This window comes from Lonsdalea quercina, from assembly GCF_900107885.1.
Classification (GTDB): Bacteria; Pseudomonadota; Gammaproteobacteria; order Enterobacterales; family Enterobacteriaceae; genus Lonsdalea; species Lonsdalea quercina.
The window spans coordinates 197141-210416 of record NZ_FNQS01000001.1; the positions used below are offsets into that span (position 1 = coordinate 197141).

At 51.2% G+C, this 13276-nt stretch carries 10 protein-coding genes; all 10 read right to left on the reverse strand.

What is annotated here, in order from left to right; all coding sequences use genetic code 11:
* Positions 1–177: 177 nt before the first annotated feature.
* Positions 178–1734, reverse strand: coding sequence for a GH39 family glycosyl hydrolase (locus tag BLU64_RS00890; RefSeq protein WP_175527793.1), 1557 nt, complete (start codon positions 1732–1734; stop codon positions 178–180).
* A 273-nt stretch (positions 1735–2007) separates the two neighbouring features.
* On the reverse strand, positions 2008–3375 hold the full coding sequence (gene cpsG / locus BLU64_RS00895; RefSeq protein WP_026743145.1) for a phosphomannomutase CpsG: 1368 nt from the start codon (positions 3373–3375) through the stop codon (positions 2008–2010).
* Positions 3376–3390: 15 nt separating this feature from the next.
* A complete protein-coding gene (locus BLU64_RS00900; protein WP_074727698.1) occupies positions 3391–4815 on the reverse strand; it encodes a mannose-1-phosphate guanylyltransferase/mannose-6-phosphate isomerase in 1425 nt (474 codons plus the stop codon).
* 36 nt (positions 4816–4851) lie between these two features.
* Positions 4852–5706 carry a glycosyltransferase family 2 protein gene (locus BLU64_RS00905; RefSeq protein WP_074727700.1) on the reverse strand — a complete coding sequence of 285 codons (855 nt, stop codon included), beginning with the start codon at positions 5704–5706 and terminating at the stop codon, positions 4852–4854.
* A gap of 14 nt (positions 5707–5720) precedes the next feature.
* The gene (locus tag BLU64_RS00910) at positions 5721–6860 is read right to left on the reverse strand and encodes a glycosyltransferase (RefSeq protein WP_074727702.1); all 1140 of its coding nucleotides are present in this window, start codon (positions 6858–6860) and stop codon (positions 5721–5723) included.
* Positions 6861–6937: 77 nt separating this feature from the next.
* On the reverse strand, positions 6938–7771 hold the full coding sequence (locus BLU64_RS00915; protein WP_051625542.1) for a glycosyltransferase: 834 nt from the start codon (positions 7769–7771) through the stop codon (positions 6938–6940).
* A 95-nt stretch (positions 7772–7866) separates the two neighbouring features.
* Entirely contained in the window at positions 7867–9312 is a 1446-nt protein-coding gene (locus BLU64_RS00920) for an MOP flippase family protein (protein WP_074727704.1), read from the reverse strand.
* 266 nt (positions 9313–9578) lie between these two features.
* Positions 9579–10988 (reverse strand): undecaprenyl-phosphate glucose phosphotransferase, encoded by a 1410-nt coding sequence (gene wcaJ, locus BLU64_RS00925; protein WP_139171454.1) that lies wholly within the window; start codon positions 10986–10988, stop codon positions 9579–9581.
* A 37-nt stretch (positions 10989–11025) separates the two neighbouring features.
* Positions 11026–12180, reverse strand: a complete 1155-nt coding sequence (locus BLU64_RS00930; RefSeq protein ID WP_026743150.1) for a glycosyltransferase family 4 protein — start codon at positions 12178–12180, stop codon at positions 11026–11028.
* Between the two features lie 27 nt (positions 12181–12207).
* Positions 12208–13272: a glycosyltransferase family 4 protein gene (locus BLU64_RS00935; protein WP_026743151.1), complete on the reverse strand. Its 1065-nt coding sequence runs from the start codon at positions 13270–13272 to the stop codon at positions 12208–12210.
* Between the last annotated feature and the right edge of the window lie 4 nt (positions 13273–13276).

The window sequence follows — 13276 nt, forward strand, 5'->3', positions numbered from 1 at the left end:
TACCACCGAACGGTTTGATGCCGAATCGGAACATTGGAAGGTCTTGCGTCGATAACCCCTTCACCTGGTTAATAAAAATGCGGTCTTTAGCGACGCCTTGGTGAAGGCGTCTTTCGCGTCCGGTTCTGAGGTTCCTCCGCCGCCACCGCACACCCTGCGTCGTTGTTACCCGACATGTTATTCACTCAAATAGCGCGGGATTGGTCCCAGCATCCAGGTGTTTCCGTCAATATCCGTCTGATTGCCCTGCCAGTCCGTCTGCACTTTTTTCCCACCGTTCAGCGGCACGGCTTTCTTGTCTACGCCTACCGTCCACCCCACAAGCAGGTCTTTGCTGCCGTTGGAGAAGCGATAGACTTTGACGTCCGGTGCATCCACCACGGCATTTTTGAAGCGCATGCCGGTCAGCATGTGATTCATCACCGCCATCGCGCTGTACGCGGGTTTAGGCGTGTAGTCCTGATAGAGCAGACCAAAATTATGCTCTTTGTTGGTCCCGTCCGCGCCATCGTTGACAAAGTCATACCAAAACGTACTTCGAATGATGTTGAGGCGCTGGGCCTGGATTAAAGTCCTGAGCAAAAAAGCCGCCTGTATGGCTTCGCCATTGGCGTAAGGGATCGTCGTAGAAGGCCATCCAATCTCGGTGACATAGACCGGTGGGAAGCGACTTGCCGGGCGTTTTTCCAGCTTGATGTGGTTTTCCATCAACCGAGAGACGCTGCCGACGTTGACGCGTCCCCCCATTGGGGTGAACGGCGAGTTTTTCGCGGGATAGCCCACGTCCGGATTGAACGGCGACATGTAAGGGTGAATGCTAAAAGCATCCATGTACGCTTTGCCGCCATATTTAAAGATGCCGCCCGCACAGTCGCCGCCTGCCCCGCCGCCGAACCCGCCGCCGCCGCAGGCGATCACCGTCGAGTCTTTATCGACGCCTTTCACGGCGGTGTAGACCTGTTTCAAAAACGCCGTATATCCTTCCCAGTCCTTGGTGCCGAAAGTCTGTGGACGTGGTTCGTTCCATACTTCCCAGTGTTTCACCGTCTCGCGATAGCGTGACACGGTATTTTTAGCATAGTTGGCGAAGTGCTCGGCGTTACCGGCGATAGGACCGGGATAGACGCGCTCATTGGCGTAATCCAGCACCACCAGCGGTTTTAACTCCAGTTGACTCGCCAGCCGAATATAGTTGTCCATGTAGCCGGGATAAGCGAAACGGGCTTGGCTTTTTTCCACCGTGCTCCACGGGATCTCATCGCGGATCCAGCCGATACCCGCCGCCTTAATGAGCGGCATCGCTTTGTTGGCCTCCCAACGCCCCTGACCGAAATGGGTGTTCACGCCCACGGCATCGTTGAGCGGTCCAACGGGAGGAATGAGTGCGACGTTACGTTCGTCGAGCTTTTTGTCGTTGCCGTCGATGACGTTGATTTTATACAGGCCCAGCGCCGGAAACGTGATGTCGACGGTAGGCGAAATTTCGCCGCCGTTATCACTGTTTTTCAGAACTTTTTTGAAAAAAGGAATCGCCAGCAGATTACCGAGGTCGTCATATTGATAAGCCTCGACGACCGCTCCATCGTCCGGCAACCCCTGCAACGTGAAATGCTTGGGCGTGAGATCGCTGTAGATATATTGATTGTTATCGCTGAAGTAGTCCTGTTCGTTTTTCCCTGCTGACTGCGCGGCGAAAGACGTGGAAGCCAAGGAGGACAATAAATATAAACTCACGGACGTTTTTTTTAAGTTCTGCATACTGGCCTCTCACCTACCCAATAGTGGTCCGCGTAGGGCAAATGCGGATCAATGAAACGACTTCGGCAATGACGCGCAACAACGGAGCCACGCCGCATGACCACACCTCCACGATTGCATCCTCAGGCTGGCGCTTGGTGACGCGCCAGCCTGCGCTGCCAATCCACGTCTTCCCGTGAGATTCCGCCAACCGCCCGCCCCCGCCCGACTCGACAGTCCTGTGGAAAACAACGCCTCACGCGGGATGGTTTACTCGGAAAGCATCGCCAAAATTTCATCCGTTTTCTGTTTCATCAGCGCGATGTCATTTTTCGACTCCACGTTCAGGCGTACGACCGGCTCCGTGTTGGAAGAGCGCAGGTTGAAGCGCCAGGCGCCGAAAGACAGGCTGATGCCGTCCGTCTCGTCAATCGACTCCGCCGTCGCGGCATAGTGCGTTTTGACTTTGTCGATCGAGGCGGCCGGCCGCTGCAAGGTGACGTTGATCTCACCGGACGAGGGATAGGCCTCGATGCGGGACCGCACCATCTCCGCCAGCGTTTGCTGTTTGACACAGATCAATTCGGCTACCAGCAGCCACGGGATCATCCCGCTGTCGCAGTAGAAGAAATCGCGGAAGTAATGATGCGCGCTCATTTCGCCGCCGTAGATCGCATCTTCAGACCGCATCCGCTCTTTGATAAAGGCGTGACCGGTTTTCGACATGACCGGCTGGCCGCCGGACGTGGTGACGATATCCTCGGTATTCCAGCTAAGGCGAGGATCGTGGATAATTTTACTACCGGGATTTTTCTGCAAGAACGCTTCGGCCAGCAGCCCAACGATGTAATAGCCCTCAATGAAGTTGCCCTGATTATCGAACAGGAAGCAACGGTCGAAGTCGCCGTCAAACGCGATCCCCATGTCGGCGCCCGTTTCACGCACGGCATTCGTCGTATCAGCACGGCACTCCGGCAGCAGCGGGTTGGGGATACCATTCGGGAAGTGGCCGTCGGGCTGGTGATGCACCTTGATGAATTCGACCGGGACGTTCTTCTGCTTGAAAATCGCCTCTATGGCGTCAATGACATGCCCTGCCGCGCCGTTGCCGGAGTTCACCACTAATTTCAGCGGCGTCAGGTTGTCGAGGTTGATGTAAGACAGAATATGCTCGACGTAGGCAGGAAGCGTATTCTCTTTACGGTAGCCGCCGCGCGCACGTCCGTCATTGGAAAATGTATTGCTTTCCGCAATACGCTGGACTTCGCGTAAACCGGTATCGCCGCTGATCGGACGCGAATTTTCGCGCACCAGTTTCATCCCGTTGTAATTGATCGGGTTATGGCTGGCGGTCACTTCGATACCGCCGTCCGTGTTCAGATGCGAGGTGGCGAAATAAATCTCTTCCGTGCCCGAAAGGCCGATATCAATCACCTCGGTGCCCGCATCCTGTAGCCCTTTGGCCAGCGCCAATTTCAGGCTTTCGCTGGTCAAACGGACGTCGCTGCCCAGCACGATGGTTTTGGGCTTCAAATACTCCCCATAAGCGCGGCCGATCCGGTAGGCGATATCCTCATTCAGCTCTTCGCCCAGCTGTCCGCGGATGTCATATGCTTTGAAGCAGGTCAACTGATCCATTACCGATACCCTCTCTTAAACACGACCATAGCGATCTTTCAATCTGACGATGTCGTCTTCCGTTATGTGATGCCCCGAACGCACTTCGATCATGATCAGGTCGATCTGCCCGGGATTTTCCAGCGTATGTACGCTATTCGTCGGGATCACCGTGGACTGGTTCTCCGACAGATAAAATTCTTTGTTATCCACGTTCACTTTCGCCGTGCCGCTGACCACCACCCAGTGCTCCGCGCGGTGGTAGTGCCGCTGAAGCGACAGCCCTTGTCCCGGATGCACCACGATGCGTTTCACCTGGTAATGGTCGCCGGCGTCGATGTTGGAGATGTTGCCCCACGGTCGGAAAGAGTATTGGTGTTCGCGGAAATGGTGCTGGCCACGCGTTTTCAGCTCCTCGACCACCTTCTTGACATCCTGAACGCGATCTTTGCGGGAGATCAGCAGCGCATCGTTGGTATTGATCACCACGACATCGTCCAGACCGATGGTGGCGACAAGCGCCGATTCCGAAGAGATGTAATTGTTACGTGAGTCGAAGGCGATCACCTCGCCCACGTTGACGTTGCCGTTTTCATCTTTCGCGGAGACATCCCACAACGAAGACCAGGAGCCGACGTCGCTCCAGCCCGCATCGATGGGGATCACCACCGCGTCGCTGGTTTTTTCCATCACGGCGTAGTCGATGGAGTCACTCGGGCACTGCGCGAAGCTCTCAGCGTCCACTCGAATGAAGTCCAAATCTTTCTGGCTACGCTCGATGCTTTCACGGGTGATCCGATAAATGTCCGGGCTGTGTTTCTCCAGCTCTTCCAGATATTTTCCCGCTTTGAACAGAAACATGCCGCTGTTCCAGCTGTAGCCGCCATCAGCGACATACGCTTCGGCCTTTGCCAGATCCGGCTTTTCGACAAAGGCGTCGACGCGGAAACAGGAGTCCGACAAGCCTTCGCCCTTTTTGATATAGCCATATCCGGTTTCCGGGTACTCCGGAATAATGCCGAACGTCACCAGCTGATTGTTCGCCGCGTAGTGCACCGCATCGATGATAGCGGCATGGAAATGATCTTCTTTCTTTATCAGATGGTCCGCTGCCAATACCAACAGCAAACTTTCCGGATCGCTCTGATTCGCCAGATGGGCAGCTAACGCAACCGCAGGCGCGGTATTTTTCCCCACCGGTTCAAGAATAATATTATTGTCAATCTTGTCGATTTCTCTTAATTGCTCGGCGACCAGAAAACGATGATTTTCATTACAAATGACCAGGGGCGGCTTGACCGAAATATTTTCGATCCCTTCAATTCTTGTCACCGTATTTTGCAGCAGACTTCCTACAGATTCGCCAATCGTCAAAAACTGTTTAGGGAATAATTCGCGGGATAAAGGCCATAGACGACTGCCTGTTCCGCCTGCCATTACGACGGGAATAATAGTTAACATAGCGTATCCTGGAAAATATCTGAGTGGAAAAGAAGGCTACTGATTTTTCAGCGTCCGACATTTTGGGTGTCTACCCGCAATAAAAGCCGAGATCAGCAGAAAAGTATCTCTGAATTTGAATGCGCACAGATCGGATAACACTCTTTTTAAAAAGACGTAATACCCTCTCACGCTGGGATATTGACGCGTCGAAATCGCCAGATCCCAGATTCTTTCTTTTCTTCTGAAGTCATTCATCGCCCCTTCCGTTCGGGACAAGGAGTGCGTCAAATAGCAGGTGGTGCTCAGCGTGATCGCCACGCCTTTACGCGCCAGCAGATGTATGCGGCGAAAGAAGCTGGTGTCGACGCCATAAAGCGCATAGTGCTCGTCGAACAACGAGAACCCATGCTGGCGAAACTTGTCGACCAGCGAACGACGGATGATCAGTCCCGATCCGATGGACACCGCAGAGAGAGGATCCAACACCTCGGCATCGGCGACCACGGCATTGTGCGACATGGGGTAATAGGTCTCTTTATCGAACACCGAAATAATTTTCGGGCATTCGACATCCGCCTCCCCTTTCAATAGCGCCTGCTGAAATGTTTCGTTAATCGTCGTGTCGTCATCCAACAAAACAAATTTTTCCGCTTCCGGATGAGAGTGAATATAACGATTGTAAATCACGCTCAACGAAGGATTATCCAGACAATTATTCAATTCGATTTTTCCGAAACGCTGTTGGAAAGCTTTCTCGGAAGTCGCATCAAGTTTAATCGACTGCGGACCATTATTATGAATAATCAGCTTTGCGGTTTTAAAGTCATAATCCGCCAGCGTAGATAATGTCGTGGACGCGGCGACCTGTTTATTATAAAGCACTACGACAACGACATAATTGCAATGCATTATAGGTTCCTTTATCACGATGCGTTTTCAACCGACGGCTGAATCAGGGCCGCATAAAAATCATTAATGAAGTCATCCTGATGACGCTGGATTAATGCCTTGAGCGACGTCCGGTAATTATCTTCCCCGTTCGATGTCATATGCTGCAACGTTACCCGGCTCATTTCGTCAATATTATGACTATCGAAAAGGTAGGTGGCGTTGAGATAATCCTTAATTCCATCAATTCGGGACGCAATTATTTTTTTATTCAGCAGCGCCGCTTCGATCAGCACCAGCGGTACGCCTTCAAACTTGGAAGGGATCACAATCAAATCCGCCTGCGACATAATCGCCAGCATATCGTCGCGATTCCCCAGCAGCTCGACGTGGTTATGCAGCTGATTCGCCGTAATAAACGCGCGAATGCGCGCTTTGTCTTCCCCTTCTCCCACCAGAAAACATTTCACGTTAGGCTGCTGGGCGATCACAGTCTTCAACGCGGTGAGATAGTCGATTTGCCCTTTCTGCTTGTCCAGCAGTCGCCCTGGGATCACCAGGGTAAACGTGCCCGGCGGCACATCGGACAGCGGCGTGGCGGCATCGGCGACATCCGCCTGCGGCTTACGATCGATGTAATTCGCCACCACATCGACGGGCGTGTCGCGGCCGCTTTTTTGCTGCAAAGAAGCTTTGACGGAGTCGCTGATGGTGATGTAGCGCGCAGGCAGCCGATAAAGAATGGCGCAGAGCGCATCCTTAAACAGGTGGGTCGCGCTTTTACCGTACAGCTCGACGTAGCCGTGCGCCATCGGGATATAGGAGGTGACAGGGACCGAGATCAGACGAGCCGCCATGCTGCCCAGATTGCCGATTTCGATGCGTCCCTGAGAAACGACGACCGAGGTGGCATGATATTTCTGCAAAATTTTCTTTATTTTTAATATGTCGCCCCACATAAACCAGGTCACCAACGAGGCGAATTTGACCGTCTTGATCGGCACAGTGATGATCTGGTCAAAATGGCCGTGCTCCCGGCAGTACGCCAGGGCCTTGGGGTTATGCTCATTCAAAATCAGCACGCAGGGGAATTTGTCTGACACGCCGCAGGCGGCGGCGAGAAACATTTTCTCGTGGCCGCTGAAGATGTCAGTATCGCAATAAAAAACTCTCATAAAATTCACCGTAAATAACCTGACGAATAAGCCTGAGAGACTTTCATCCCAGGCTGTTGCCTACTCACCGCGAACGGTTATTTGTGCAGCAGACCTTTCAGGTAATACTTGGTGGCGCCTAAAAAGACGCGCGTATCTGTCAGCGTCAGCAGTTCGGAGAAGCTCAACTTCTCTTCAGCCGCCAGTTTGTATTGGAAGTACAGCGTCTTGATCGCCTTCTCATTCAACAGCGCCGCATGCTTGTTGATGAAGAATTCATAGCCGTTTTTGAGCTTTTTAGATTTGGTGATGCGATTGAAGCCGTGGTCAAGATACTGAATATAGGTGGCCCCGCCGATGCGATACCCGTTGCCGAACTTCGCCGCCAGACGCAGCCAGGTGTCGTAGTCCTGCCACGCCGGCGAGGCGTTGTCGAACCCGCCGATCTCACGCATATTCTCGGTGGTGGTAAACACCTGGTTGCCGATTACATTAGACTGGCAGAGGTCATCTAGCGTAATCACGCCCGCTTTGTCGAACTCGATGAAGTCGCCTTTGTCCCCCCGGAATACAATGCCGGACGAGATGTAGGGATAGCGGTTTTTTTCGAAGAACGTCACGAAGGTTTCGACTCTGTCCGGCGTAAATTCGTCGTCGTCATCCAGCCCGGTAATGTACTCGCCCTGCGCATATTTGATGGCCGTATTTCGGCAACCGCAGGCGCCTTTGGTATTTTCATTTTTGTAGAACCTGACAACGGTATCGCCGCCGACCAGGGACTTGACGACCTCTTCGGTATCATCGCTGGAACCGTCATCGACGACGATCACTTCGATATTTTTATAGGTTTGATTTTTGACGGACTCAACCGCGCGCTTAACTAAAGAAGAGCGATTATAGGTTGGTATGTAAACAGAAACCAAAGGACTCATATTCGATCCACCTCGATGAATTCATTAAATATAAAGAACCGGATGCGTTCTTTCATGCCAAGACATCAGCGTTATGATTTCCCTGTAAAACAGCGTTATATCAGCGCCTTTTTCTTTCTCTGCACGATCCCGGCTATCGTTGTGCGCAACGATTTATCCACCAGCAGCATGGCGACGGAGTAACTCGCTATCCCGCAGAGGATAGAAATCGCCAGCACCCATTCCGTGGTCAAAGATTGACCCAGCGCGGTTTTGACCCAATACACCAGCCCCACCATCAAAGCGCCTGATGCCAGAACCGGCAGGATGCGTTTGAAAAAGGCCACGACGGAGAAGCCAATCAGCGGTCTCACGCAAACGATGACCGGGATGAAGTTGAGAATGTTGGCGATGAAGTAAAGCTGGGAGAAGGTGACGATGTCATACCGAGACCCGATCATGAACGCGGACACTTGCAGAATGGCGCCAAGCACCCCCAGTATCATCAGGGTGTCTGTCCGCCCTTTCGACATAAACAAGGTGCCGGACGTGCTGAGAATGGACTGAATAATCGCCGTCGGCGCCAGCCAGACCAAAATCGTGGCGGTCAACGCCCATTTGTCGCCGAAGACGATGAGCACGAACTCCTTACTCAATATCGCAATCCCCATCATCAGAGGAACCACGAGCAGCAGGATGTAGTAGAGAACGTTGTAGTAGACTTCGCGTATTTTCTCCGGCTCGTCCTGATAGCGGCTCAGCACGGGGAACAGCGCGCGCGACGCGACGAACGTCAGGCTTTGCAGGGGAAACAGCATGATGCGATAGGCCAACGAATAAGCGCCCAATATCAGCGAGGAAAAGTAGTGACCGATGATCATGCTGTCCGCGTTGCGGGAAAAGTAGTTGATGAAGTTGAACGCCGTGAGGTTGGCGCTGAACCCGAAGATACTTTTCAACTCGGCCTGATCCCAGAGATGAGCGAATGAGGGACGCCAGGAAGACGCCAGCCAGAGCTGAATCGTCGACATTACATTCAGCACGATGACCTGAGCGACCAGACTCATGACGCCATACCCCATCACCGCCAGCGTGACGGCGACGGCGAATGAAAACAGCGACGAAGTGATCTCAATGAAGGCCACTTTCTTGAACTGCGACTGGCGCTCCAACAGGGCCAAATGCGCGGCGGAGCTGCTTCCCAGCGGGAAACTCAGCGACAGTAGGCACAGGATCAGCACCAGCTTGTCCTGATTGAAGAAGATCGACACCACCGGAGACATCAGCACCACCACCAGGCAGACGCCCAGTCCCATAAAGATGTTCAGCCAGAACACGGCATTGATGGTCTTGTCCTGCAACTCTTTACGTTGAATGATGGCGGCAGATGTCCCCAAATCACGGACCAGCGTCGCCAGGTTGACGACGACTAACGCCATCGCCATCAGGCCGTACTCCTGCGGTGGGATCATCCGGGCTAATACCACGATATTCAATAGCTGGACGACGATCTTGAACCCTTGCGAAAACCCAACCCACTTTGTGTTAGAAATTAGTCCCATAGCGTTTTTTCTTTATTGATTATGAATAACAGCACAGAGCCTGACTTCTGACTCTATCTCCCTTCAACCGGACAAGGTTGAGTCATGTTGCGTGCTTGAATAACGCCAAACGTCTTGCAACCACGACGCTGTTGGACAAAGCGATTCCGTCTCCGTCAGGCAGAACCGGACAACAACAGCCGTGTCTCGCTGTCCGGCGCTTGCTTCTATTATTCGTTAACAGAGACAGGCGACGGTGCGGTCAATGCCGCATCCGTTCGGTCTGATTAATAGGCTGATTTATTGACGAAGCCTTTAAAGATGGTCAGGAAGATGATTTTGATGTCCAGCCACAGCGTCCAGTTCTGGATGTAGCTGAGGTCGAACTCCACCCGTTTCTCCATCTTGTCGAGAGTTTCAGTTTCTCCGCGCCAACCGTTAATCTGGGCCCAGCCGGTAATGCCGGGTTTCATCTTATGGCGCAGCATGTAGCCCTTGATCAATTTCCGGTATTGCTCGTTGTGCGCAACGGCATGGGGACGAGGACCAACGATGGACATATCGCCCAGGATGACGTTGAAGAACTGCGGCAGTTCATCCAACGAGGTACGGCGTAAGAACGCACCGACCGGCGTGATACGCGCATCCCCTTTCGTGGCTTGAATCACCTTGTCGCCATTTTCCATCACGCTCATGCTGCGGAATTTCCAGATCTCAATCGGCTTGCCGTCAATGCCGTAGCGTTTCTGGCGGAAGATCACCGGTCCTGGCGACGTGACCTTCACGGCAATTGAAATCAGGATCATCAGCGGTGAAATCAGCAATAGGATTATCGAGGCGATGACAATATCTTCGATTCGCTTGATAAGGACGTTAAGACCACTCATCGGCGTATCGTAAAGAGAGATAACGGGGATTCCATTTATCATTTCACTGCGTGACTGCAACATGCTGAACATGAGAATGTCCGGGATCAGCAAGACGGTGCAGGTGGTATCCGAAAGCTCCTGCAAAATGGTGTCGATAAGCTCGGAGTCTTTCATCGGCAAAGCGATATAGACCTTATCGATCTCGCCCCGCTTGGCGCTCTTGATCAGTTCATCAACGCCGCCGAGCTTTCGGACGTTGGCGGCTTCATAGGACTCCGCCACCGCGTCTTTTTCCGGCAGGTAGTAGCCGATCATGTTCAATCCCAGCCACGGCGCCCGGAGAATGCTTTCAATCATGTGCAGACCCGCCATCGAGTCGCCGATAATCACCACCCGGCGCGTATTGTAACCAAGCTGACGCAGGTATCTGACCGCGACTCGAATTAACAAACGCGACGAGATAAAGGAAATCAGCGAAATACTGAGCCACAGCGCATGATAGTAAAAGCCTATGAACTTGGTGGGGAAAATAGACAGTATTCCGGCGCTGAAAATAACGCTCAGCACCCAGTTGCGCATCAGTAGTTTGATTTCGCGTCGGAAACTGACGCCCCGCCATGAACGATAGAAATCAGTAATCCCCCCAAATAATTGAAAAATAGAAAGACTAATAAAGGCAAGCAACCAATGCTGAAGATCAATCTCACCGTTGACAAAAAAAGAGACAAGAAATGTACTCAGCAATATGGTTACTATATCGGTAAAACGCTGCAACATGGATATCATGGAGGCGTTTGTATAGACGATGTTACCTGGTTCTTTTAACATCATTTTTCTCATATAGATTTAGTTTGATGAGTCAGTCTCAATAAATAATCTTTTTGCTCTCGTCAAAAAGCTCCCATTTATTTTTTACATAGTTATCAAATTCAAGCTGAAACCGATTCACGGAAAACCGCAAGGCATTTTCCCGGCAATCCTCCGCAAGTAATTCCCCATCCAATTGTTCAAAATCGTTCACAGCCTGGCACAGCGAGGCCACCGTTTGCTGTTCGAAGAACAGGCCTGTCGGTTTATCTACCCCTAACGGACGCACGGTTTCTAACGCACCGCCTTTTCCGAAAGCAATCACCGGCGTGCCACAAGCCTGAGCTTCGACGGGTGAAATACCAAAATCTTCTTCCGCCGCGAAAACAAACGCCTTCGCGCGCTGCATGTAGTCAATGAGGGCGGCATCGCTCTGATAACCGAGCAGTTCAATATTCGGTTTCGCCAGGGATTTGATTTTCTCCATATCGGAACCGTCGCCAATTACCAGTAATTTTTTGTCTGGCATATTTGCAAACGCTTCCACGATCAGGTCCACTTTTTTATAAGGAACCAGTCGAGACGCCGTTAAATAGAATTCTTCTTTCTTTTCGGAGAACTCAAAGCTTGAAATATCGACCGGCGGATAAATCACATCAGCTTCACGGCGATAGATTTTATTTATTCTTCGGGCGATAAATTGAGAGTTCGCCACAAAGTGGTCTACGCCGTTGGCAGTACGGTAATCCCAAAGCCGCAGCTTGTGCAATAGGACTTTGGCGATAAAACCTTTCATCCCTTTATTCAGTCCGGTCTCTTTAAGATATTGATGCTGTAAATCCCAAGCGTAGCGCATAGGTGAATGCACATAACTAATATGTAATTGATCCGGCCCGGTAATAACTCCTTTCGCCACCGCATGGCTGCTGGATAAAACGACGTCATAACCCGAAACGTCTAATTGCTCAATCGCCAACGGCATAAAAGGCAGATATTTCTGATAGCTTTTTTTGGCCTTGGGAAACTTTTGAATAAAGGTGGTCGTCGCCTGTTTATTGGCAATTAACTCACGGCTTTTTTCATCAAAAAAATCGATGACTGAGTAAAGTTCTGCTTTGGGATAAACTGCCAGCATTTCTTTGAGCACTTTCTCTGCGCCTGCATAGGTCACCAGCCAGTCCGTCACGATCCCTACTTTGTAGTTATCTGACATATTCATCTCCCTAAAAATAAAAAATAATCAGCGTTTAACTAAAACGCCATCAATAATATGACTGAGTTGTTCTGCGGATTTATTCCAGGAGAATCTTTCTATATTTTCATATCCCTTTTGAATAAGAGAACTCCTCAAATCAGGATCAGAAATCACCGAAGTGATCTTTTCACCCATATCCTCAATATTTAGCGGTGAAAAAAACGTCGCGCTGTCGCCTAACACTTCCGGCATCGACGCTGCGTTAGAGGAAATCACCGGACAGCCGCACGCCTGAGCTTCCAGCGGGGGAATGCCGAAGCCTTCATACAGCGATGGGAAAATAAAGGCCGTGGCGTTGCGATAGAGCGCCAGCAAATCGTCATCGCTGACGCGGCCGACGAATTGAATACGGCGTTCGTCGAGATCTTGCAGATAACTCTGTTTTTTAAAACTCCCTGAGCCGCCGCCAACCACTTTCAACGTAATGTCTTTATTGTCCAGCTGGCTGAATGCTTCGATCAGACTATGGAAGTTCTTGTGATAATTCGGCGACGATACGGCCAGCAAATAGGCGTCGCGACTATCTTCGGCGCTGACTTTGCCGTTTCCGTTGAATTTACCGCTGACCGCATTGTAAACCACGGCGATTTTATGAGGATCGATGTGATAGTGTTTTCCCAGTTCCAGCTTCGAGAATTCGCTCACGGTGATCAACTTATGAGAATTTTTAATCATCAGCGGAACTAAGGTGTTATACAGCAGCCTGAATTTTTTGGAGTAGCTCTGCGGATAGCGTTTATACGTGACATCATGGTGTGTCACAATTTTGTTTTTATAAAAAACGGGTGCTGTACTACACAAATTAATTAATAAAGGCGAACCGTTCCGCTTGAGATAGTTGGGGAGATCGTATTGCTCCCAGATATGGCCGCTGTTTTTACCGATGATTTTGACGTTGAGCTGTTTAGCGACATCCTGTCTCGCTATATTGCGCGGTGACAGGAACACCACGTCATCTCTCATCGTATTCAGAGACAGGCTCAGTTCTTCTGCAAAGCGCTGCACCCCGGTAATATCTTGAGTCAGAAACCTGGCATTGACGAAAATCACATAA